At 66.8% G+C, this 23,760-nt stretch carries 22 protein-coding genes and 1 pseudogene; 18 read left to right on the top strand and 5 right to left on the bottom strand.

All coding sequences use genetic code 11. From position 1 onward, the window contains the following. Positions 1-140: 140 nt before the first annotated feature. The gene (locus GS4_RS15175; RefSeq protein ID WP_157226636.1) at positions 141-572 is read right to left on the bottom strand and encodes a hypothetical protein; all 432 of its coding nucleotides are present in this window, start codon (positions 570-572) and stop codon (positions 141-143) included. A gap of 103 nt (positions 573-675) precedes the next feature. Here GS4_RS15175 and GS4_RS15170 point away from each other — a divergent pair, with 103 nt between their 5' ends. The 5 genes from GS4_RS15170 to GS4_RS15150 all read left to right on the top strand — a co-directional run bounded on the left by GS4_RS15170 (position 676) and on the right by GS4_RS15150 (position 4,682). Then, a complete protein-coding gene (locus GS4_RS15170; RefSeq protein ID WP_007622023.1) occupies positions 676-1,857 on the top strand; it encodes a TY-Chap domain-containing protein in 1,182 nt (393 codons plus the stop codon). A 405-nt stretch (positions 1,858-2,262) separates the two neighbouring features. Beyond that, positions 2,263-2,460: a hypothetical protein gene (locus GS4_RS25630; RefSeq protein ID WP_157226635.1), complete on the top strand. Its 198-nt coding sequence runs from the start codon at positions 2,263-2,265 to the stop codon at positions 2,458-2,460. 56 nt (positions 2,461-2,516) lie between these two features. Further along, entirely contained in the window at positions 2,517-3,098 is a 582-nt protein-coding gene (locus GS4_RS15160) for a TetR/AcrR family transcriptional regulator (RefSeq protein WP_007622015.1), read from the top strand. Positions 3,099-3,272: 174 nt separating this feature from the next. Beyond that, complete coding sequence (locus tag GS4_RS26340) at positions 3,273-3,914, top strand: hypothetical protein (protein WP_007622013.1); 642 nt, start codon at positions 3,273-3,275, stop codon at positions 3,912-3,914. A gap of 66 nt (positions 3,915-3,980) precedes the next feature. Continuing rightward, on the top strand, positions 3,981-4,682 hold the full coding sequence (locus GS4_RS15150) for a PH domain-containing protein (protein WP_007622011.1): 702 nt from the start codon (positions 3,981-3,983) through the stop codon (positions 4,680-4,682). 443 nt (positions 4,683-5,125) lie between these two features. Here the strand turns inward: GS4_RS15150 and GS4_RS15145 are convergent, their stop codons facing one another. Together GS4_RS15145 and GS4_RS15140 are read right to left on the bottom strand one after the other, a co-directional pair. Further along, positions 5,126-6,079 (bottom strand): epimerase, encoded by a 954-nt coding sequence (locus GS4_RS15145; protein WP_007622009.1) that lies wholly within the window; start codon positions 6,077-6,079, stop codon positions 5,126-5,128. 45 nt (positions 6,080-6,124) lie between these two features. Further along, a complete protein-coding gene (locus GS4_RS15140; RefSeq protein WP_157226634.1) occupies positions 6,125-7,009 on the bottom strand; it encodes a sigma-70 family RNA polymerase sigma factor in 885 nt (294 codons plus the stop codon). A gap of 131 nt (positions 7,010-7,140) precedes the next feature. Between GS4_RS15140 and GS4_RS15135 the strand changes: the two genes are divergently transcribed. Further along, on the top strand, positions 7,141-7,503 hold the full coding sequence (locus GS4_RS15135; protein ID WP_007622005.1) for a DoxX family protein: 363 nt from the start codon (positions 7,141-7,143) through the stop codon (positions 7,501-7,503). Between the two features lie 1,192 nt (positions 7,504-8,695). Here GS4_RS15135 and GS4_RS15130 read toward each other — a convergent pair. Continuing rightward, complete coding sequence (locus GS4_RS15130; RefSeq protein ID WP_217997686.1) at positions 8,696-9,499, bottom strand: TetR/AcrR family transcriptional regulator; 804 nt, start codon at positions 9,497-9,499, stop codon at positions 8,696-8,698. A gap of 102 nt (positions 9,500-9,601) precedes the next feature. On the opposite strand from GS4_RS15130, the gene GS4_RS15125 reads away from it, so the two are divergent. The 12 genes and pseudogenes from GS4_RS15125 to GS4_RS15075 all read left to right on the top strand — a co-directional run bounded on the left by GS4_RS15125 (position 9,602) and on the right by GS4_RS15075 (position 23,171). Next, positions 9,602-10,573 carry a daunorubicin resistance protein DrrA family ABC transporter ATP-binding protein gene (locus GS4_RS15125; RefSeq protein WP_007622002.1) on the top strand — a complete coding sequence of 324 codons (972 nt, stop codon included), beginning with the start codon at positions 9,602-9,604 and terminating at the stop codon, positions 10,571-10,573. Then, positions 10,570-11,412, top strand: a complete 843-nt coding sequence (locus GS4_RS15120) for an ABC transporter permease (protein ID WP_007622000.1) — start codon at positions 10,570-10,572, stop codon at positions 11,410-11,412. The genes GS4_RS15125 and GS4_RS15120 overlap by 4 nt, the downstream gene beginning before the upstream one ends. A gap of 465 nt (positions 11,413-11,877) precedes the next feature. Beyond that, a complete protein-coding gene (locus tag GS4_RS15115) occupies positions 11,878-12,891 on the top strand; it encodes a glycoside hydrolase family 6 protein (RefSeq protein WP_007621999.1) in 1,014 nt (337 codons plus the stop codon). Positions 12,892-12,999: 108 nt separating this feature from the next. Continuing rightward, positions 13,000-14,067, top strand: coding sequence for a glycosyltransferase family 4 protein (locus tag GS4_RS15110; RefSeq protein ID WP_007621998.1), 1,068 nt, complete (start codon positions 13,000-13,002; stop codon positions 14,065-14,067). Between the two features lie 219 nt (positions 14,068-14,286). Next, a complete protein-coding gene (locus GS4_RS15105) occupies positions 14,287-15,870 on the top strand; it encodes a hypothetical protein (protein WP_157226633.1) in 1,584 nt (527 codons plus the stop codon). A 20-nt stretch (positions 15,871-15,890) separates the two neighbouring features. Continuing rightward, positions 15,891-17,330 (top strand): O-antigen ligase family protein, encoded by a 1,440-nt coding sequence (locus GS4_RS15100; protein WP_007621996.1) that lies wholly within the window; start codon positions 15,891-15,893, stop codon positions 17,328-17,330. Continuing rightward, positions 17,281-17,901: pseudogene (locus GS4_RS26225) on the top strand (GNAT family N-acetyltransferase); the annotation flags it as partial. The gene GS4_RS15100 and the pseudogene GS4_RS26225, both read left to right, overlap by 50 nt. Before the next feature lie 63 nt (positions 17,902-17,964). Beyond that, positions 17,965-19,410 (top strand): glutamate-1-semialdehyde 2,1-aminomutase, encoded by a 1,446-nt coding sequence (locus GS4_RS26220; protein WP_281169212.1) that lies wholly within the window; start codon positions 17,965-17,967, stop codon positions 19,408-19,410. Beyond that, positions 19,407-20,651 carry a class I SAM-dependent methyltransferase gene (locus GS4_RS15090; protein ID WP_007621994.1) on the top strand — a complete coding sequence of 415 codons (1,245 nt, stop codon included), beginning with the start codon at positions 19,407-19,409 and terminating at the stop codon, positions 20,649-20,651. The genes GS4_RS26220 and GS4_RS15090 overlap by 4 nt, the downstream gene beginning before the upstream one ends. A gap of 40 nt (positions 20,652-20,691) precedes the next feature. After that, positions 20,692-21,465, top strand: a complete 774-nt coding sequence (locus tag GS4_RS15085; protein ID WP_007621993.1) for a sugar phosphate nucleotidyltransferase — start codon at positions 20,692-20,694, stop codon at positions 21,463-21,465. Further along, positions 21,465-22,106, top strand: coding sequence for a PIG-L deacetylase family protein (locus GS4_RS15080; protein ID WP_007621992.1), 642 nt, complete (start codon positions 21,465-21,467; stop codon positions 22,104-22,106). Before GS4_RS15085 ends, GS4_RS15080 begins: the two co-directional genes overlap by 1 nt. Positions 22,107-22,136: 30 nt before the next feature. Next, positions 22,137-23,171: an NAD-dependent epimerase/dehydratase family protein gene (locus tag GS4_RS15075; protein WP_007621991.1), complete on the top strand. Its 1,035-nt coding sequence runs from the start codon at positions 22,137-22,139 to the stop codon at positions 23,169-23,171. 9 nt (positions 23,172-23,180) lie between these two features. Here the strand turns inward: GS4_RS15075 and GS4_RS15070 are convergent, their stop codons facing one another. Beyond that, entirely contained in the window at positions 23,181-23,756 is a 576-nt protein-coding gene (locus GS4_RS15070) for a dTDP-4-dehydrorhamnose 3,5-epimerase family protein (protein ID WP_007621990.1), read from the bottom strand. Between the last annotated feature and the right edge of the window lie 4 nt (positions 23,757-23,760).

Here is a 23,760-nt window from a genome sequence, read left to right as displayed (position 1 = left end):
GACCTCCCCGACCGATTCATCCCGGCTAATCAGGCTAGCAAATCGGACATATAGGTCAGCGGCGGGATCACGCCGGCCCGGTTCAGCCACGGTTGTTGGACGCGATGGACGGCGCTTCGGTTCCGGTGAAGCCGAACCACTCATCCACTCCCGCACGGAAGCCCCGACCCGTCGGTTCCCTGGGATGTCGCGGACGGGTCATCCGTCGGGACGAACATGCTCGCGGTACCGAGAAGGTTCACGAAGATCACGACCGCGAGGACACACAGCGCGCCGACGACAAATCCGATACGACTCGGCCGTTCCCTGAAGAAGAGGGCAACCCACGCGGCGGCAGCAAGGATGGTCACGCCGTCGAGGACCAGACCGACGATCCCGTACAAACGGAATGGCGGCAACGGAGGCAGGTCGCGGCAGGCGACGTCAAGCGCGTGAGTGTTCCAGGCATCGGCCTGCATACTGCCGATCACCCACGTCGCGACCGCTCCGAGTGCGCACAGAACCGTTCCGGCGAAGGCGGTCCACATCGCGCCGCCTCGCGGCCGCGAGGCGGCCTCACCAGACGTCGTCACGACGGACATTCTCACCCACCCAACTTGTCGTCCCCCTCCCCTATCGTTCAGGTGAATGGACGCGCAGAACACGCGCCGAGCAGCCGATCGGAAAGGAGAAGCGATGCGACAGTTCGATTTCGACGCTGAGGTCGACGGAGCGTGGCGTGCGTTCGCCGTAGCGCTCGCCGACCGGCTCGCCACGCTGCAGCCCGGTGACGAGCACGTCGTCGAGCAGGCACGGGAGTTTCCTGACGGCCCGCACGGCGTCCTCACCTTCACTCGGACGCGCGCTCGCCGACTCCGCTGTACGGCGCATGTCCTCGACCTGCACCCGACAGTCGAGTTCAAGCTCCAGCAACTCGACACCCTGACCGACGCCGGGTGGCGTCTCCTGCGTGATAGCCGGCTCATCTTCGAGGTCGGGGCACGGCGTGCCGACGAGCTCGCCCACATCGCGGTTACCGCCTTGCGCGAGATCTGGGAGGTCGTCCATCCGACGTTCCTGGTCGGCGCACGCGGAGTCGTCGCGGAGCCGAGTGTGGCGGTCGGAGTCATCCCGGACAGCCGTGATCACCTCCTCAGCCTGATCGCCGCCGCACTGGAAGACATCGCAGGCGGGCGGATCACCGTCGATGAGGACGGCGACGTGCCGTTGCCGACCCGGACCGTTCCCTCCTGGCTACGAGTGCTCGACGAACAAGCAGCGGTGGAGTTCTTCGCGACGGTGATCGGCGAGGTCCCTGACACCGCAGCGGCGTCCGCATACATTGCGGCCGAGTCGGTTCGATGGCCAGGCATCACGCTCACGCTCCACCAGACGTCGCTGATGGCGTTCAGCACGATCGGGATGACCGCCTTCCACCGGGAGAACCTCACCACCGGACTCGGCCGCTGGCTCGAGTTCATGGCGGAGTCCGCACCGGATGTCATCGCCGCGCTCACCAAGGTCGAACGCGAACTGCCCCGCACCGACGGTGACGACGAGCGCCTACCGGACCCGCTACAGACGCTCATCGTGCTCGACGAAGACGGCACCTCGCTCGACGCGCAGGAGGTGGCGACCATCTGTCGCCACGACCAGTCGGCCGTCCTGCGCTACATCCACACGTCGCAGGAGCAGTATCTGGCGTGGATGAAGTCAGCAGTCGAGGCCGACGTGGCCGGCGATCACGACGAAGCCGCCGCCTGCCGACACGAAGAACGAGCATGGCGGGCAACGACCGACAAGCTCCGCGATGCGCTCCGCATCATCGTGCTGCGGGGAGGTGAGGCCGCCGAACGCGATCGTCGACCGAGCGGCTGACGCCGATAATGGCCTGGCGATCGCTTACGCGCCCGCACCACCAGTCAGGTGCGCACCCCGGGAGTCAGCGACCCCATCCTCAGGTGGTCGATGCTCTCCACCGTCACATCGCGCACCACCGGAAGCGATCGCCACAACGTCGCGCCGCCACGGGTCCGCAGTAGCGGTCCGACCACTCGATGGAAGCGCGCGACCTCCTCAGCCGTGCTCGGTCGTCGGCCCCCAACCGTTCCGACCAGCCGGATCCCGGGCGGCCGGGCGAACTCTCCGCGGACAAGCGCCGGCAACCACAGCGAACGGCCGGAATCGACAGCGAGAACTGCAACCTCAGGACGAGACTCGACGTTCTCCGCCAAGCGCACGTTGAAGACATCGAAATAGATCGCACAGCCCACACTCCCCAACATGAGCGAGCCGATCGGTGTGACATGCGGCGAGCCATCGGCATTCGTACTCGCGATGCTGCAATGCAATGCTCCGCGAACCGACCTGCGGGTGACACTCCGCGCCGCGGCCCACTCGCGCTCGGTGATCACCACGCACCCGCCACACACGCCACACGACATGGGGTGTGCCCGTACGCCGAAGATCGCATCAGCATGATCGCCCCCTTTTAGAGTGACAGCTCTACAATCAAGTAGAGCATAGACTCCACAACCATGGGAAGGCCACCGAAACACGGCGTCGACGACTTCATCGATGCGGCGGCGACGATCTTCGCCGCTAGAGGCGTCCGGGCCGTGACGCTGGGTGCGGTCGCCGACGAACTGGGAGCATCCAACGGTTCCATCTACTACCGGTTCCCCGACCGTGAAACGCTGTTACGAACGCTGTGGTCACGCTCCGCCGAGCGCTTCTACGACGACTACCGTCAGGTCCTCGGCGGTAATCCGACGATCGCCGACGCGATCGACAGCGCGGCCTGGATCGTCGACTGGTGCCGTGAGAAACCCGCGCGAGCCCAGGTCCTCCAGGCCGGCTCCCGAACCTTCGACGTGGAAGGAGCCGGAACATCCAGCTACGACACCGAGGTTATCGAGCGAGAGATCCGCAGCGTCGTAGCGACTCTCGCCGACCAGACTGTGGCAACACCTGACCAGATCGCGTTCGCATTGATCGACCTGCCATTGGCGGCAGTGCGACGTCACCTCCAGGCCGGCCGGGCCCTCGGTCGACGAGAGAGCGAACTGGTGCGCGGTCTTGCCTCGGCAATCCTGGCGCGCCCCCAGGCCGAAACCTGAGCCAGAACCCGACAACCCGGACACCCTGCCGCACACGCAGATAACTCATCCACGACCACCTTCAGAACCACCGTGGTCCGTTCAGATGACCCACCGGGACCGACGGATGCCCCGATCGCACAAGGGCGTTACATTGATCGCTGACAGCCGTGCCGCACTCAGTTCGGGGGATTCGTGAACGCACCGCAGCCACCGTTTGGCCAGCAGCCGCCTCGCCATCCGCAAGGCTATGGACCTCCCCCGCAAGCACCACGAGGCCCGCAGTTCCCGCCGGCCGGACCGCCCCAGCAGTGGCCTGCAGGTCCGCAGTTCCCCAACCAGCCGTACCCGCCGCAGCAGGGGCAGGGCGCACCGCAGTTCCGCGGCCAGCAGCCCGCCCCCCATCAGCCGCCCGCGGCACCGCCCCAGCAGCAGGGCGGACCGCAGGGACAGTCGGCAATCGCGGTCGACACCAAGTTCTTCCCGCTGTCCTGGTTCTTCTTCATCAAGCCCAAGGTCGCCATCAACGGCCAGCTCGTGCCGCCAACCGGCTGGGGCCGCAACGTCTACTCCGTCCCGCCCGGCCAGCACCACGTCAGCGTCCACGTGCCGTACTTCCTGCCGTCGCAGGTCGGTCCCGCCGACGCAACGCTCGTCGCACACCCCGGCCACATCACCGAGGTCGAATACCGGGCACCCCTGTGGGCCTTCAGCCGCGGCTCGCTCGGCCCCGCACCTCAGCAGTACAACGGCGTCGGACCGCTCGTCGCCGTCCTCGGCGTCACCCTGCTGTTCATCTTCATCCTCGCGTTTCTGCCGCTCATCGCACTGGGCTGAGCACCGCTCGACTGCTCTGCGCGAGTTCAGCGCTCACCGACCACGCTGCTGGCTAGACTTCCGCTCATGAGCAACAGCAGCGCCCCCGCCGGCTGGCACGACGACGGAACTGGCACTCTTCGATGGTGGGACGGTGCTCAGTGGACGCAGCACACGCATGTACCACAGACAGTCGACAAGGCACGCCCATCCACCGCAGCGTCACAATTCGCTCGGAATCTCGTCCAGAAGGACGATCCGTCCACCGATCCTGGCGCACTCTGGTCAGCCGTCGGTAAGCCGGTTACCGGTATCGGTGGAGGGCGGTACAAGCTGACCGAGGAGTACCTGTACTTCGAAAGGGGCACCCTCTCGACTCGGGCTCAGCAAATTCGCACACATGAGATCCATGACGTCGACGCCAATCAGACCATGACACAGAAGGCCCGCGGAGTCGGCACCATCGTACTGTTCTCCATCCGAAGCACAGGTGCCCGCGAACGCGTCGAGCTCATCGATGTCGAGAACTTCCGCGAGGGCGTGAGCGCCCTCAATCGGGTGTCGCATGAAGCGCGCGAACGCCTTCGCACCAAGCAGCAGACCCAACACGTCAACTATTCCGGCTTCCATCCCACGCCGACGAGTCCGGCCCACTCCACCCCGTCCGTCGACGCGGCCCCGAAAGTCGATCTCAACAACGAACTGGCGAGATTGGTCGCGTTCAAAGACCAGGGCGTACTCGACGATGAGGAGTTCGCTGCGGCAAAGCGAAAGCTTCTCGGACTTTGAGCCACTGAGTCCGGCATACAGTACTCCTAGTGGCGCGCGGCATTTGGTGGAATGCGGTGCTAACCACCCCGCACCGATGGGTGGCGCCCGGATTCGTGGCTTGAGAATCGAATCCGTGTGGTTTGGGAGCATGGGATCCGTGCGCTGTTCCGCCGGATGAACCCGGATCGACGAGCTGGCGGCATCCATCAACTGGCCGAGCCACTACGACCGCACCGTCGCGGCAGCACACGGCCTCTTCGTCTCCCAACCGCCCAACTCTCCGGTGTGGTTTCAGCGAAACGACATCCGCACGCCCCCACGCGTCGACTTCATCTGGCGCGGATGACTTGCCGATCGGTGATTTGCAGCATCGAGATCGGTCCTCTGCCCCCGGACAACTCACACCGCTGGCGGATGCAGTTCAGAATTGAGCATCGAATTAGGCCTTGCCGCAGCGATTGTCAACCGATCAGATCAGCAAGCGCTCCGTCGAGCTCCGGGTACCGGAACTCGAATCCCTGCTCGGCCAGGACCCGGGACCTCGCCCGCCGGCCGGTGAGTCCGAGTGCAGAGTCGGTTCGCAGCAAGATCGCACCCAGCCGCAATACGGGTGCGGGCGTCGGCGGGGCGGGAGGTCGGTGCAGGTGCCTGCGGAGCGTCGCCATCAGGTCGACGTTGCGCACCGGATTGTCGGTGGCCGCGATGACCACGCCCGATGGGAGCGCGACGCTTGGCTCCAGATCGAGGCCGGCGCGGACGATGCGGAGCCAGTCATCGATGTGGATCCAACTGATCCACTGCCGGCCGTGGCTCACCCGACCACCGAGCCCGAATCGGGTCAGCATCACGAGCCGTTGCAGGGCAGGCGAATCGGCGTCGAGAACGATGGAGGTTCGGAGCACGATGCGGTGGTCTGCGCGCGCATCGGTCGATGCCTGCTCCCACGGTTGCGCCACACCGGTCATCTGCGGGAGTCCGGGCGGTACCGGGGTGTCCTCGGTACACCAGGTCTCGCCGGCATCGCTCCAGATCGCGGTGGTGCTCGCCTGAATCCAGTGTGTCAGCAGCCTTCTCGTCGACGCGGATGCCTCCACCAGCGCCAGCGTCGGCTCGACACGACTCCGGCGAAGCTCATCGATGTTCGCAGCCGTTGGACGACAGTCGACCAGCTTGCCTGCGAGGTTGATGAGTGCGGTCGGTTCGTCCGAGTCGAGGACGGCGGTCCATGGGCCGCTCGTGCGGCCGTCCCACTCCACCTGTCGGTACGCCGACCGCGGGTCGACGGACCTGGTCAGGATCGTGACCTCGATGCCGCGGGCGCTCAGATCGTCGGCGATGCGCCGTCCGAGGGCGCCGCTGCCACCGGCGATCACCACTCGTGTCGGCGGGGTGCGAGACGATGCATCGGTACCCATGTTCGGAGACTAGACCTGTTGCGCCATCGATCAATATGCCGCCGATCACTGTGTGGTTCGGTCAGATGACAGGCCGGGCGGGCCCTCCACCGGGGCGATTTCACTGTCGTCGAGCGTTGCGGATCCGACGACTCGGATCGCCGCGATGCGGCCGGCGTCGATCGTGAACAGCATCGCAGCGCGGAGCCGACCATGTGGCGCGACGATGACGGCGGGTCGGCCATCGATCAGGGCGATGGCCGACACCTGAGCGCGATCGGCGAACAGTCGGGTCTGCTCCGCCACCGAGCGAGCGCCTCGGATCATCTGGTGTCCGTCCGGTACCAGCGTCGGCTCGCTGGTGCGGACGACGTCGGGTGCGAGGACGGCGAGAAGCCCCTCGATGTCGCCGTCGCGGGATGCTGCCAGGTAGGCCTCGACCATCGAGCGATCGGCGCCGTGCTCCAGTGTGTTCGGGGGTGCGACGCGGCGTCGTGCACGCGACGCCAACTGTTTCGCGGCGGCGGTGCTGACCGTCAGCAGATCGGCGATCGTCGCGAACGGGACGTCGAACATGTCGTGCAGGACGTACGCGGCACGCTGCTCGGGAGTCAAGCGATTCAACACGACCAGGAGTGCTCGACCGACGGATTCGACATGGATGTAATCGGTTTCGGGTCCGTCGACGCTCTCGACCGGAGTGTCACCCGCGTCCAATGACACCTCGGCGCGACGCTGTCGGCGCCGCAACACATCGATCGCCTCGCGTGAAACGACCGTCGACAGCCAGCCCGTCGGGGAGGCGATCGGTGTCGATGATCGCTCGGCCGCGTCCGCTTTCAGCCACGCCGCCTGGAGAACGTCCTCGGCATCGTGCACGCGCCCGGTCATCCGATATGCGATCGACCACAGGCGAGGTCGATCCACCTCGAACGCGCTCGTCACGCTCATCTCGTCCACCCTGTCACCTTTCCGCATCCTCCGGCGTCACCCCTGTGAACCACCACAGAGCTGACCGTCGGGCTGAAAGGACAACCCATGACATCACATCCGCACCCCCTGCACGAGGGAGGCGGCGCACCATGCACATCGCGTATCTGACCGTCAGTGCAATCGCCGTCGCCATGAACCTGGGCATCGCCATCGCCGACTCCGCGCGCGCACCGTTCGTCCTCGCCAACTCGGCCGAAGTCCACGTACCCGAACCGTGGTTGCCGTGGCTTGCCGCCTGCAAAGCTGCGGGAGCCGTCGGCATAGCAGTGGCGCTCGTCGGCGACGTGCCGATGCTCGCGGTGGCGGCATCGACCGGCCTGGTGCTGTTCTACCTCGGCGCGGTCGGGTTCCACGTCCGCGCAAAGGTGTTCTACAACATTGGATTTCCCGGGGCATTCCTGGCGGTCGCGGCGGCGGTGTTGGTGCTGGCGGCGGTGGAGTGTCCAAGCTGACCTGATGACTCGCTCACTCGCAACTCTGTGGCGCAGCATGTAACCATCGCCAATCCGGTGGTGCCTAGCAGCGTTGCGTTGTACGCGCCAACCGCCATATCTACTACACCCGCTGTCCACCATCGAACCTGATCTGAATTTGAGCTGGCTCTCGCGAGCAACGACCAAGGCCTATATGCTAACGACGTGGTCCGATCCATCCCCGAGAAGACATTCGAACACTGGGCGAGCATGTATATCGGTCACCGTTTCCCTTTGGGTGGCTTGTGGTGGCCAACTGTTGGGGAAGATATCCGCATTGAGGATATGGGTACGCTTCCAGGGAAATGCGTGCTGATCGAGGCAAAAGTTCCCGAGCAGATCGGCCACGACACACACCGAATCTCGGTCGATGTGAGTCAGCTACGGCGTTACGTGAGCTCCATGATCCCGGTTTACTACATCTTTCCTCTTCCCCCGTGGTCTGGGAAACTTCACGATAGCGATTGGTTAGGACCTCAACGTCGCGCGGATCTCGCTTACAGGCGCGCGGGAAATCTGTGGTTTGGCAATTGGACCTACGCGTGCTCGGCGAGAGATCTACTGGAACACCTTAGACCTAGGCCTTCGCAGTCAGCTGTCACGCTGACCTCACTACCGCCGGTCAACTGGAAATGGCCTGACTTCTGGACTGAACTAATACGCTGCGGCTCTGATGTCATGCCGAGCGCTTTCATCGTGCCACCTCAGCCGCCCCAGCCACCACGACAAGAGGGCCCATCTGATGGCGGGACCACCCGGGAGGACCTGCGCGATTCCCTCGCCCGCGCTCTACGGGGCTTAACAGGCGTCGACGATTCAAATTCAGGGGCGCGGCTCCCTGACATACTGGTAGATCGCTCAGTGATCGGTCCGGAAGGAGTTCGCCACAATTTGCCCGACTATAGTCGGATGACGTCTGTCTCGAATTCGATTCGAGAACAGTTAAGAACGTCGCCGAAGCAGTACTTTGTCCCACGCGATGCGCAGTCATCGTATTACGTCAGAATGCCTGGATCCTCACTCGCAAAGAATCTATCTGAATTGACCGGCGGACCTGCGCCGACGGACGCGACCTCAGCGACAGATATTCACCTTTCAGTCGCTGCGATTCCCTTCTTTCATCTCTATTTGTGAGGGATCCCTCAGCTGGGCGGCGACAGACACCAATCCCCTACCCGCGCCGCCGACCCTCGACGAACTTCTCGATCCCGTCGAGCATCACGCTGAGTCCGATCCACGAGTCATCGTCGGACGCATCATCGTCATCAGCGTCCGCGAGCGCCGCGGTGATCGCCGGGAAGCGTTCCGGCCCGGCCAGTTTGGTGAGGACGACCTCGAAGGCAGCGTAGGGATCTGCCGCTGCGAGCGCGTCAGGGTCGAGGTCCGCGATCGGCGTCGCCGGGTCGAGCCCCGCCTCGCGTCGCACGATGTCGGCGGCGGTCCGTTGCGACTCGGCCACCACGCGCGCCTCGCCGAGCACGTACTGCGAGAGGATGCCGATGATCTCGAGCTTGTGCGCGAACGACAGATCCAGTTCGACCAGCGCGTCAAACGCTGCATCGACCCACCGCAGCCGTTGCGGACCGGGAGCCGTCGCCGACAGCGGGAGGTCGAGAATCCAGGGTCGCGCGACCATGCACTCGATCTGCGTGCGCGTCCAGAGTTCCATCGCGGCGCGCCAACTCATGCCGTCGAGGTCGGGTAGTTCCATCAGTCCGCCGACGGCATCCGACATGAGCAGCAGCAGTTCGTCCTTGTCGGCGACGTGTCGGTACAACGCCATCGCCGAGTAGCCGAGCGCCTTGCCGACCCTGGCCATCGACACCGCGTCGAGGCCATCCGTCTCCGCGATCTCGACCGCACCGCGGACGATCGCGTCGACACTCAAGGCAGCCTTCGGCCCGCGTCGACCTGGTGTCTGCGCACCCCAGAGGCGGTTCAGCACCTCCGGGACATCGGCTTCCTGCTCAGTCATCGTGTCCATCTTCGCTCATCCTCTTGCCCTGCGACAAGAACTGTGTCTAGCATAAACAATTAGTTTCTGGCGTAAACAGTTATCTCGATGGAAGGCACTCCCATGAAAGATCCACTGGTGCGGGCGGAGGGGCTCCGCAAGTGGTATGGTCGGTCCGGTCATCGTGTCGACGTGCTGACCGGCGTCGACCTGACGCTCGACCGAGGTGAAGTCCTGGCCCTGCTCGGCCCCAACGGCGCCGGCAAGACCACGACGGTTCGCATCCTTACGACGCTGCTCCGGCCCGACGGCGGCACCGGGACCATCGGAGGATACGACGTGGTCGGCGATGCACGGCGAGTGCGCGAGATCATCTCGCTCACCGGCCAATACGCTGCCGTGGACGAGAAGCAGACCGGTCGCGAGAACCTCACGATGATGGGCCGACTGGCTCACCTACCGCATCGGACGGTGACCACGCGCGTCGATGACCTGCTCAGCGGTTTCGATCTCGTGGATGCCGCCGACCGACGGGTGGACACCTACTCCGGCGGCATGCGCCGACGCCTCGACCTCGCCGCCGGTCTGCTCATCCGGCCACAGGTTCTGTTTCTCGACGAGCCGACGACGGGGCTCGATCCGCGGAGTCGCCAGACCATGTGGGAGGTCATCCGGTCGATCGTCGCCGACGGCACCAGCCTCTTCCTCACCACCCAGTATCTCGAGGAAGCCGACCTCCTCGCCGATCGCATCGCACTCATCGACGGTGGCCGAGTGGCTGCCGAAGGCACTGCCGCGCAACTCAAACGGCAGGTCGGTGAGGCCAACATCGAGTTCGTGTTCGACGCCGCAGTCGACGCGCAGCGCGTGGGCGCCGCTCTCACCGCCCACTCCCCGATCATCGAGTCGAGGACCATCCGCATCCCGACCGACGGCTCACTGGACCACTCGCGGACGCTGCTCGATGCCGTCGCAGCCACCGGTGCCACCCCGGCCGGCTGGGACCTGCGCGCCCCGACACTCGATGACGTGTTCCTCGCCCTGACCGGACACGGCACCACCACCATCGACGCGACCGAAGAGACAGCCGCATGACCACCTACGCAGCATCCACAACATCTATCGCGCAACCAGTTTCGGAGCACAGTCGCCTCCGCGACGCCGCCACCGACGTCGGCACGATGGTCGGCCGATCGCTGCGACTGGTTCGACGCGACCCCGACGAGCTGATCATGGCGCTGGTCCTGCCGATCAGCATCATGCTGCTCTTCGTCTACGTCTTCGGCGGGGCTGTGCAGGTCGGCGTCGACTACATCACCTATGCCACACCGGGAGTCCTGCTCCTGTGTGCCGGCTACGGGGCATCCAACACGGCCGTCACCATCTGTCAGGACATGACCGGCGGCGCGATGGACCGGTTCCGATCGCTGCCGATCCTGAGCTGGTCGGTGATCGCCGGACACGTCATCGCGAGCGTGCTCAAGAACCTGATCACGTCGGCGATCGTGCTGGCGGTCGCGGTGGCCATCGGCTTCCGTCCGACCGCAGGCGTGCTCGGCTGGCTCGGCGCTATCGGGATGATCACCGCGTATGTCGTCGCGATCACCTGCGTCGCTGCGTTCATCGGGGTCAGCGTCCGGAGTGTGGCAGCAGCAAGCGGATTCGGGTTCTTCATGCTGTTCCTGCCGTACGTGTCGAGCGCATTCGTGCCGCCGAGCACGATGCCGTCGTGGATGCGCGGGTTCGCCGAGCACCAGCCGATCACCCCGGTCATCGAGACCATCCGCGGTCTGCTCGTCGGGATGGGTTCCGATGCCGCGCCGGTCACCGGCCTCGGGTCGACTGCCGGCCTGGCCCTGCTCTGGTGCGCCGGGATCATCGCGGTCTTCGGCATCGCAGCCGGATGGAAGTTCGGTCGGGCGGGTCGGGGCTGAGTTCTTGGGTCGGGTGCCCGGGTGGGTATCGCGGGGGTAGACAGTGGCAGTCGCGCGTCGCGCGTCCCGGAATCCGCCCGGGCGCTGTACGAAATCTGTACGAGGGAGGGCTGCCGTTGGCGATATGTCGATGGTCAACCGCTCTCGTACAGATTTCGGTGAACGGGCCTAGCATTCGGGACAGATTTCGGCGGGAGGGCCCAGCCGGCGGTAGAGATCTCGGGAGCCCGGCCGCGAACGGGCACTCCCCCGAAAACCACCCAACCACCGCACAAAATCTGTACGACAGCGAGCCACCGCTGACAATATGTCGATAGCCAGCCGCCCACGTACAGATTTCGGGGCGGATAGGGCGGCCAGGCCGGCGGGGCGGGGCGGGCCGGGGCCGGACGGATGCGGAGGACGAGCCGCATACCGAACCCAACGACCGCGCACCGACCAGCGGGTTCTGGCTAGATTGAAAGCGTGCGTCGCCTACTGCTCATGCTGCTCGTGCTGGTCACCTCCCTCATCGGGAGCACCATCGTCGCGTGCGGGGCCCCCGCGGCACCGTCCATCCCGGGGTTCGCCGCGGCCGACCTCGGCCCCGGCGGGCTGGTCAACTATCCGGGTCCGGCGCGGATCTGGACCGACCGCAACCCGCGCGATCCGCGTACGCCCGCGATCCGACGCGCCATCGCCGACCATCCGGCCGCGCTCTGGCTGACCGGTAACACCGACGCCGATGTCAACCACCTGCGCACCGCGGCGCAGATCGCCGACCGCACGAACGGCACCATCCAGCTGGTCCTCTACAACCTGCCAGGCCGCAACGACGCCATCGCACCACCGAACCGCGCGGTGGTCGCCGCCGGCTACCGGTCGTGGGTCAACCGCATCTCGGCCGAACTCGGCAACCGACGGGCGATCGTCGTCGTCGAGCCCGATGCCCTCTGGTTCGTCGACCGCCAGTACAAGCGCGATCCGCGTGGCCGAACCGAACGCCTCGACCTCATCAAGTACGTGACCGATCGGCTGAGCCATCAGAACCGCACCCGCGTCTACATCGAGGCCGGGACGAGTTCCGGATCGGTGACTCCGAAGCGGATGGCCGAGCTGCTTGCCGCGGCGGGCGCCTCTGCCGACGTCGGGTTCGCGGTCAACGTCAGCTCGTTCGGGCCGCCGACGCAGATCGAGAACTACGCGCAGGGCATCCGCAACGCGTTGCGCACCTCTCATCGCATCGCGAATCCGCGGTACCTGGTCGACACGAGCCGAAACGGCAACCCGCGCTGGGACTACACCTGGTGCAACCCTGCTGGGCGCCAGATCGGTTCTCTACCAAGAGTTGTCGGCGGAGCATCGGGGCGTGACTACAACCTCTGGGTCAAGGGTCCCGGTGACTCCGACGGCCCCTGCGGCACCGCACCGTTCAGCGTCGGCGGACAGTTCCTCCCCGACGTCGCCGCCGGAATGATCGCACGGTCGGGCGGTCGCTGACACCCGCAACCGACCGACCGATCGGACCGCCGACGGGACTCCCGTACGAACGACCGGTTACAGTCCTGGCAACGCCATGTGGTGCCGTCGACCGCGAGGGGGAGTCCGATGCCGCGCGCCTACGTCGCCCTGACCCAGGGGCTGCGTGTCTCCGACTGGTCGCGACGCCATGCCGCCGACGAGGTTCCCGACACCACGCCGTACGGCTTGCATCACCTCAACGACCACGGCATCGACGTGCAGTTCTCGACGCCCGCCGAGCGGTCGCCACTGCGCACACGAGTCGCCGGATCGATCTACCACCGCACGGACGGTCTCGAGTTCGTCCATGTCGGCGAGCACCGGTCACGTCTCCGGCCCGACGCCACCGACGCCGTGTTCTCCTACGACGAGCGGACCGGATTCCCCGCCGCGATCACCCCGGGAACCGCCCCGGTCGTCAGTGGCGTCGCATGGCTCGAGCGTCGATCCGACGCTCCCCGGCTGCACGGTCTCGCGGCCGCCTGGGCACTCCCCCGAGCGGCCGCGCTGTTCACCCAGTGCGCGCCGATGGCAACGATCATCTCCAACGAGTGGCGCGTCCCGACCGGCCGGATGCACTACGTGCCGCTGGGCATCGACACCGACTTCTACGCCGAACAGCCCTGGCCGACAGACGCTTCGCCGACAGTTGTCAGTGCAGGTGAGGATCGGTTTCGCGATCATGCGCTGCTGATCGACGCGGTGCGGCGGGTCCGCGACCGGCATCGCGATCTGCGTCTCGAACTGGCGACCGGACTGCCCGTGGACCTTCCAGCCGAATGGGGCCGGCTCTACACCGAGCGCCTCGACGGCCGGATGCGTGACCTCTATCGGAAGGCCAGCGTCGTCGCGGTCGCGCTCACCCCGACGGCCACCGGTTCCGGCCTCACCGTCGTCCTCGAGGCGATGGCCAGCGGTCGTCCGATCGTGGTCACCGCCAATCCGGGCATCGACGAGTACGTGACCGACGGCGAGACCGGCATCCTGGTACGACCAGGTGATCCGGAATCGTTCGCCGATGCGATCGGATCGCTGGTCGACGATCCCGATCGTGCCCGCGAGATCGGCGCGCGGGCGGCCGCGGAAGCTCGTCGACGATTCACCTCTGCCGCGATGGCCGGCCGCTTCGCCGAACTCATCCGCTCGGTGATCTGACTCTCACCGCCTCCGCGTTCTCGCGGCGTCGGCCCACGTCGGCGAATTGAATTGGTCACAGACGGCCACATTCTTGCTTTACCAGGGTGCACTGGGATGTAATGCCAGGCAGACTCATGAGTGCGGGGGAAGTGAGTTGTTCGGACGAGGTGCGTCCGGAAGTGTTCCTGGGGGGGAATGATCGCGTTGAACGCTGCGCACATTCGCCGTCATCCGATCGTGGCGGCTTTCATCATCGTTGTCCTGCTGGCATCTGCGCTGGCAGGAGGCTTGGTCGGCAAGGCACGCGCCCAGACTCTGTATGAGTCGAGCGGCGTGGTTGTCGTGATCCCGCCTGGCGCGGGCAATGTCGACGCCAAGCTCAATCCGTTCGTCAACCTGGACAACAACATGGTCCAGCTGGCACTGACGCTGGCGACGGCACTTAACTCGCCACAGACCGAGATCGACCTGGGACAGCCCGATCCGTCGGTGACCCAGATCGACATCGAGACCGTGAAGACCTCGCTGGCCACGCCCGGCACCGGCGACACCCCGCAGGTCCGGTTCACCGTCACCGGCAGCAACGGCCCGATCGCCGCGCAGACGGTGCAGCGACTCATGGACTATTCCGCGACTGTCCTGCGTCGAATCCAGGAGTCGGCCGGCGTCCGCGGTGCGACCTTCGCCGACCGCGCGGTCGTGTCGCCGTCGTCGGCGCCCGTCCCGATCACCGCATCTGCGCTCCGATCCGCGGCCGCGCACGCGGCGCTGTTCTTCGCCGCCACCGCCCTGGTCATCCTCGCGCTCCTCGCGCTGGTCGCCCTGGTCCGGCGCGGATCGTCGCACACTCGCGGACCGCGCGTCACGCCCAGCACGTTCCGGCCTGCCATCCCACTCCCGGGCCCCGCCCCGATGTCGCCACCACCGCCATCGAATGCCGCTCGCCCCGGTGCACACCCACCGATCGACGTCGACACCCTTCCGCCGACCGTCAACGGACACAATGGTTTCGGGTACAACGGCAGCGGCTACAACGGCAGCGGTTACAACGGCAGCGGGCACTGGGGTCCCCATCACGGTGACCCCGGCACGCCGCCCGCTGGGGCGCCACCCGCCGCACCGACACCTGAGCCCGCGCGCACGAGCAACGTGACGCGCCGAGCCGACTGGGCGGACCGTCCGAAGTGGAACGGCACCACCGAGAGTCCGGCGCGCTGGTCTCCTGCCAGGGACTCCAAGCCTGCCGACCCGGCCACCGTCGAGATCCCGGTCAGCTGGCTGGCCAGCGCCGCTGAGCACGCCGCCGGATTCGGCGCGTTCGGCACCGGCTCGACCACGACGCCCGCACCGCCCACCCTGCTGCCACCGGGCTGGTCGGCCACCGACATCCGCTCGACGCTCACCTACGCAGCGGACACCTACCACGAGCCGTTCGTCGAGGAAGAGATCCACATCGGCGCCGACGATCTCGATGACGCCGACACCGCAGCCGACGAATCGGATGTCGCCGAGCCGGTGACCGATGTGACCGATGACGAGTCGTCCGACGAGTCCGATGACCCGGTGGATGTCGAGGTCGTCGAGTCAGCTGACGACGAGTCCGGCGACACCGACGAGTTCGACTCCGGCGAGTACGAGTCCGGTGCCGGCGAGGTCGCGGACGACAAGGTCGCGGACGGTGACGCCCAGGACCCCGACTCCCAGCACGACGACGCCGAGGAAGACTCCGACGACGATGCCGACGGATCGTTCGACGGTGTCGAGGACGACGGCTCCGAGCACGACCACGCGGTACCCGCCAGCGGCCGATCGACCCGCTGACCCGACGATGCGGTGACCCGATGACGACGTTGCGCCCCCCGGCTCCGACCCAGCCCGACCAGGCAGGGCCGGCCGGTTCGGCTGCACGTCCGACGCCTGCGTGGATTCGGTGGTATCGCGATCCCCGACTGTGGGCCGGGACGCTGGCGGTGATGTCGGTTGCGCTGCTCGCGATGCGCCAGAGCTTCCTCTTGCGCGGCAGTCGAGGCCTCACCCCGATGCAGGCGACCATCCTGCTCGGCGTGGTGCTGTTGATCGCGGGCATCGTGTTCGGCGGTCAGCGCGTACCCGCACCGCCACTGATCCCTTCGCTGCTCGTCATCGGCGTCCTGATGATCGTGCTGATGTCGTACGCGGCGGCCGCTGCGCGCGGTATGACGGCGGCCCAGCAGGCCGGCGCCGACCGCTCGCTGACGACGCAGGTCCTCAGCTGCGGCGCATTCTTCCTGCTCGTCACCGTGATCCGGACCCGGACCGCGGTCATCTGGATCCTGCGCGGTCTGGTCATCGGCGGCACGCTGAGCGCCCTGTACGCACTGCTGCAGACCGCGATCGGCTTCGACATCGCGCCGCACATGCGAATCCCGGTGCTGCTCAAGGCCGATGTGTCGACGCTCGTATCAGGGCTGATGCGAGCCGGTTCCGTCCGGCCGCAGGGTGCGGCCGGTCATCCGCTGGAACTCAGCGCCGTGCTGTCCGCGCTGGTTCCGATCGCCGTCGGCATCACCTCCGAGGCCCACTCCCGCCGAGAGCGATGGTGGCCGTGGGCGGTGATGGGCACGATCCTCGCAGTCGGGGCTCTCACCACCGTCTCGCGCTCGGCGATCGTCGGTATGGCCGTCGCCGCAGTCGTTCTCGCGCTGTACTCGCCGATCCGTCGCGCGGTTGTCGGCATCACCAGCATCGGGGTGGTCGTGGGCGGGGCCTGGGTGGTCCAGCTCCCGCTGTTCACCCGACTCAACGAGGTCTTCACCTCCGGCTCCAACGACAACTCGTTGGGGTCGCGCTCCTTCGGGGCCAACTGGGTGTCGGAACACTACGTCCAGTTCTTCTGGCTCGGTCAGGGACCCGGGACGTACGACCTGAACAAGCAACCCGTGCTGGACAACGAGTACCTCTCCCGCCTGATGGAGGTCGGCGTGCTCGGCCTACTCGGCTTCATCACCTTCATCGCGGTCGGCGTCGTCGCCAGCCAGCGTGCCACCTTCACCGCGCGGCGCGGACACGATCGTGGCTTCACCGACCTCTGCGCCGGCGTGGCCGGTGCCGTGGCCGCGATCGGCGTCATCGCGATCGTCCTCGACATCGGCGGATTCGCCCAGATCTCGACGATGCTCACCCTGCTGGTCCCGCTGTCGGTATGTCTCGCGCGTATCGCGTCCGAAGCGCCCGAGATCACGCCTGTCGGCGATGTCGCGTTCGCGCCGAACACGATCCCGGGAGGCGGCCATGTCCGCTGATCGCAGCTCTCTCGCCGTCGCGGCCGGACTGGCGCGCTACCACTCACGTCGGACCCGCGACCGCATCCGTGGTCTGCGCTCCGACGCCGGGATCCCGGATGTCGTCGCGCAGTGGCGACACGGCTCCGACATCTGGCAGATGCGGACGCCACGGCACGGCGACTTCGACTCCTGGCGCACCGCACGGTTGCGCAGCCAGCCTGCGATCCAGCCGTTCTGGGAAGGGCAGGAGCGTGATTGGGACAGTCGGCACCAGCGCGGCGACTGGATCGACGTCGTGCGTCGAGCACGTCGAGGCCGACGGCGCGGCACCGCACTGCTGAACGTCCTCACCGTCAACGGCATCGTGGCGGGCGAGTTCAATCTCGAATGGATCCATCCGCCCACCGGCACAGCCGAGTTCGGGGTGTGGCTCGACACCACCCACGCACGGGACGGCGTCGCGACAGAAGCCGGGCGACACATCACCGACTTCGCCTTCGACGTGTTGGGACTCCAGCGCCTCACCGCCCCCATCGCCACCGCGAACGAGGCGGCCAACCAGTTGGCCGCTGTGTCCGGCTATCGCATCGAGGGTCGGATGATCGGGTACGCCCCGACCACCGATGGCCGTGCCGATCACGACCTCTGGGCTCTGACCCGGGACGAACACTCGCGACGTCGGGCCGACGCCGCGGCAGCCGCCCCCGATCCTCGAGCCTTCCCGGCATCGACCGCGGCCCAACAGCGCCTGCACGACCTGGTGCCCGGCGGCGCCCACACCTACGCGCGCGGAGAAGACCAGTACCCCGACGGAATGGCTCCGATCCTGGTTCGTGGCAAGGGCTCCCACGTCTGGGATGTCGACGGACACGAGTTCGTCGAGTACGGCGCGGGGCTCCGATCGGTCACCCTCGGTCACGCATTCGCGCCGGTCACCGACGCGGTGGCCGCCGTGCTCGGGACGGGCAACAACTTCTCGCGGCCGACGAGCCTCGAACTGGCCGCGGCCGAGGACTTCCTGCGCTGCGTGCCGACCGCCGAGATGGTGAAGTTCGCCAAGAACGGCTCCGACGCGACCACCGCCGCGGTGCGCCTCGCACGCTCGGTGACCGGGCGCACCACCATCGCCGTCTGCGACCAGCCGTTCTTCTCGGTCGACGACTGGTTCATCGGAACCACCGCGATGAACGGCGGCACCCGTGCCGTCGACACCGTCGGCTTCCGCTACAACGACATCAACTCGCTTCGAGCGGTGCTCGCCGACCGCTCCGTGGCAGCGGTCTTCCTGGAGGCCGCCACCGCGATGGCCGAGCCGGAACCCGGTTTCCTGCAAGCGGTCCGCGACCTGTGCACCGCCACCGGGACCGTGCTGGTCTTCGACGAGATGATCACCGGCTTCCGCTGGGCAGCCGGTGGAGCGCAGTCGGTCTACGGCATCACCCCGGACCTATCGTGCTGGGGCAAGGCGCTCGGCAACGGGTTCCCGATCTCGGCGCTGGCCGGTCGGCGCGATCTGATGGAGGCCGGCGGTCTGCGGGCCGGCGGCGACCGGGTGTTCCTGCTCTCGACGACGCACGGCCCCGAGTCGACATCGCTCGCCGCGATGCGTGCGGTGATCGACCACTACGGACTTGCGGACCCGGTGGGCCGGATGGAGTCCCACGGGCAGGCCCTTGCCGACGGCATCAACGCCGCGGCCGCGGAGCACGGCGTCGTAGACCACTTTTACGCCGCAGGCCGCCCGTCGTGCCTGGTGTTCGTGACCAAGGACGCCGACGGCCGACCGTCGCAGTCGTACCGAACCCTGGCGATGCAGGAACTCATCGCGCGGGGGGTGCTCGGACAGTCGCTGGTGAACAGCGCCGCGCACGACTCCCGCGACGTGACCCGCACCATCGAGGCCTTCGCCGACCTCATGCCGATCTACCGGCGCGCGATCGAGGACGGATCGACGAACGGCCTCCTCCGCGGACGCCCGGTCGCTCCGGCGTTGCGTGCCACCGCCGCCCCGCGGCCAGCCCTGACCCTGAACACCGATCGCGATCTGCGGTTCCGCGCCGCGCCCGACACCGACCATCCCGAAGGACGAGCATCATGAGCTGCCGACTCTGTGGCCACGACGACCTCATCAGCGTCGTCGACCTCGGCGCCACACCGCCGTGCGAGTTGTTCCTGCGCGCCGACCAGCTCGACGACCCGGAGCCAACCTTTCCGCTGCACCTGCGGCTCTGCCCCCAGTGCATGCTGCTGCAGATCCCCGCGCTCATCACGCCGGAAGACACCTTCACCGAGTACGCCTACTTCTCGTCGTACTCCGACAGTTGGGTCGCGCACGCGGAGAAGTTCGTGAGCGAAGCGATCGAGAACCTCGGCCTGCGAGGCGATTCGCTGGTGGTCGAGGTGGCCAGCAACGACGGTTACCTACTGCAACACGCCGTCGCCCGCGGCATCCCGAGCGTCGGCATCGAGCCGTCGGTGAACGTGGGTGCGGCCGCGCGCGAGAAGGGCGTGCCCACCGTCACGGCATTCCTCGACGAGGAGCTCGCCGCTCAGGTGCGGTCGGAGCACGGCCCGGCGTCGCTGGTGGTCGCCAACAACGTCTACGCCCACATCCCCGATCTGCTCGGTTTCACCGCCGCCCTCCGCGGCCTGGTCGCCGACGACGGATGGGTGAGCATCGAGGTGCACCACGCGCTGAACCTGGTGCGGCACGCGCAGTTCGACACGATCTATCACGAGCACTTCCAGTACTACACGGTACTCAGTGCCCAGAATGCCTTGGCAACTGCGGGTCTCACGATCGCGGATGTGGAGCTGCTGGACACCCACGGCGGCTCGATCCGGATCTGGGCACGGCCCGATGGCGTGGTCGACCAGCCGTCGGCCAGGGTCGCCGAGGTCCTCGAGATCGAACGCGCGACCGGGCTCCACGAGGTGGAGGGCTACGCCGAGGTCGAACAACGCACGCGCGAGGTCCGGGCCCGGCTGTTGCGGTTCCTGCTCGATGCGCAGGCCGCTGGCAAACGCGTGGTGGGCTACGGGGCACCCGGCAAGGGCAACACGCTGCTGAACTACTGCGGCATCCGGCCGGATCTGTTGGAGTACACCGTCGATCGCAATCCGTACAAGCACGGACGGTACACGCCGGGCACACGTATCCCGATCCACGAGCCGGAGCGCATCGACGCCGACCGGCCGGACGTGATCGTGATCCTGCCGTGGAACCTGGCCACCGAGATCACGGCGCAACTCGCCGACACGGCCGCGTGGGGGGCCGAGCTATATCTGCCGATCGAATCGGTGGAGCCATCGACGTCGACGTCGACAGCAACGGCGTAGGCATGATCGCCACCTGATCGGTGGCGGGGGGAGTGACACCATGAAGGTCGTATTGTTCTGCGGGGGATACGGGATGCGGATGCGTTCCACCGATTCCGATCCCATCCCGAAGCCGCTGCAGATGGTCGGGCCACGGCCGTTGATCTGGCACATCATGCGCTACTACGCGCACTTCGGTCACACCGAGTTCATCCTGTGCCTCGGCTACGGCGCCAACCGGATCAAGGAGTTCTTCCTCAACTACTCCGAGGAGGACTCGAACGACTTCGTCCTGAGTGGCGGGAAGGTCGAGTTGCTGTCGTCCGACATCAGCGACTGGCAGATCACCTTCGTCGACACCGGCACCGAGTCGGCGATCGGTGAGCGCCTGCGCCTCGTCCGCCATCACCTGACGCCGGGTGAGCCCTTCCTGGCCAACTACGCTGATGTGCTCTCGGATGTGCCGCTGGACAAGATGATCCTGACCTTCCAGGAGTCGGGTGCCGCGGCGTCGATGATGATCGTCCCGCCGCAGTCGTCCTTCCACTGTGTGGATGTCGAGGACGACGGCACCGTCAAGTCGATCACGCCGGTCAGCGAGTGGCCGGTCTGGGAGAACGGCGGCTACTTCGTGCTCACCGACGAGGTGTTCGATCATCTTCCCGAAGGTGGCGACCTCGTCGGCGACGCCTGCGAGGCGCTCCTCAAGGAGGGCAAGCTCCTCGGCTACCGCTACGAGGGCTTCTGGAAGCCGGCGGACACCTTCAAGGAACGTGCGGAACTGGACGCCGGCTACGCGAAGGGTGATCGCCCCTGGATGGTGTGGGACAACTGATGTTCGGATTGCAGACGGCAGGCGCCACCGGGATCGCGGTACTCGGCGCCCACTGCGACGACATCGCGATCGGCATGGGCGCCACGCTCTTCGGTCTCAGTACCGCCAACCCTGGTCTCCGTGTGCACGCGCTGGTCCTGACCGGTGGCGGCACGGATCGGGAGGCAGAAGAACACAAGGCGTTGTCGGCATTGACGCCGGGAGCCGACCTGACGGTCACCGTTGCCGGACATCCCGATGGTCGGACGCCGGATCAGTGGCTGGACGTGAAGTCCACCGTCCGCGAGTTCGCCAGGGGTGTCGACGCCGATCTCGTCTTCGGACCACAACGTGCCGACGCCCATCAGGACCATCGGCTGCTCGCCGAGATCATCCCCACCGAGTTCCGCGACCACCTCACCCTCGGGTACGAGATCGTCAAGTGGGAGAACGACCTCCCGACCCCGACGGCCTATGTGCCGGCCGCACCAGCCGCGGTCGACGCCAAGCTCGACGCACTGTTCGAGCACTATCCGTCTCAGCACGACCACGACTGGTTCGACCGTGAGGCCTTCCTGGGCCTGCTCCGCATCCGCGGCATCCAGTCAAAGAGTCGGTACGCCGAGGCCTTCGTCTCGTCCGCCGTCACCATCGATCTCTGACCGACCCCAACGGAAGTAGCTGCGTTCGTCATGAAAGTCCTGATCACCGGTAACCAGGGATATCTCGGCACCGTGATGTCGCCGATCGTCACCGCCGCGGGCCACGATGTCCACGGCCTCGACAGCGGTCTGTTCGCCGAATGCGTTCTGGGACCACAACCCACCGATGCGCCGACGCTCGCCGTCGACCTGCGGGACGTGACCGTCGAGCAGCTCCGCGGTTTCGACGCGGTGATCCACCTCGCCGCGCTGTCGAACGACCCGCTCGGCGCGCTCGCCCCGGAGATCACCCACGACATCAACCATCACGCGTCGGTGCGCCTCGCCCGACTCGCGAAAGAGGCCGGGGTCAGCCGATTCCTGTACGCCTCCACCTGTTCCGTCTACGGTGCAGCAGGCGAGTCGCTGGTCACCGAGGAAGCCGTGCTCAACCCGCTCACGCCGTACGCGGTGTCGAAGGTCCAGGTGGAATCCGACGTGGCCGCGCTGGCCGACGAGTCGTTCAGCCCGACATTCCTACGCAACGCAACGGCTTTCGGCTTCTCGCCGCGGCTGCGCGCCGACATCGTGGTCAACAACCTGGTGGGCAGCGCCGTCCTCACCGGTGAGGTGCTGGTGCTCTCCGACGGCACGCCGTGGCGACCGCTGGTGCACGCCGAGGACATCGCCAACGCGTTCTTGGCGGTTCTCGAGGCGCCGCAGGAGGTCGTGCACAACGCGGCATTCAACGTCGGCAGCGAGGAGAACAACGTCACGGTCGCCGAGATCGCCGACATCGTCGCCGACGTGGTGCCGAGTGCCACGGTGCGCATCACCGGTGAGTTCGGTGGCGACCCGCGTTCGTACCGTGTCGACTTCAGCCGAATCCGCAAGGCGCTCCCCGACCTCGAGGTGGCGTGGGACGTCCGGCGCGGTGCCGAGGAACTGTATCGGGGCTACGTCGACAGCGGGCTGACCGCTGAAGCGTTCGCGCAGCGATTCACCCGTCTGCCGTGGCTGAAGTCGTTGCAGTCGGCCGGCCGGATCGACGATGTCATGCGGCCCCTCGGCGGCGGCGCGGCCTGAGCGGTGCCGTCACCAGATCGCGCTCAGCGGCCCGGCCGCGGCATCGCGGGGACTCACGACCGTCGCCGGCAGCGACCACTCGATGGCGAGGTCGGCGTCCAGGTACGAGACACCGATGTCCTCGGTCGGGTCGTGCGGCCGGTTGATGCGGTAGCAGACGTCGGCGTCGGTCAGCGCCTGGAAGCCGTGCAGGAAGCCCGGCGGGATCAGGACGTGGCGAAAGTCGACGTCGTCGAGACGGACGTGGATGTGCTGACCGCGGGTCGGCGAGTCGGGGCGGATGTCGACGATGACGTCGTCGACGGCGCCGTGGGCACACCGCACCAGCTTCGCCTCTCCGGCTCCCGAGCGTCCGTGCATGCCACGCACCACGCCTGCGCCCGAACGGGATTGGGAGTCCTGCAGGAAGTCGGCGGCGGTGAGCCCCGTGATGTCGATGCCTGCGGTGGCAGCCGTCCCGAGGTCGGCGATGGTGGCATCGAAGATCTCGGCGTCGAAGGTCCTGGTGAAGAAGCCGCGATCGTCGTGATGAGGCGTCGGGGTGAAGACGAGGACGCCGGCGAGTTCGGTGGTCGTGACCTGCATCTGG

Origin of the sequence: Gordonia soli NBRC 108243 (genome assembly GCF_000334455.1) — a bacterium.
Taxonomy (GTDB): domain Bacteria; phylum Actinomycetota; class Actinomycetes; order Mycobacteriales; family Mycobacteriaceae; genus Gordonia; species Gordonia soli.
This window is presented reverse-complemented; position numbering and strand designations above follow the sequence as displayed.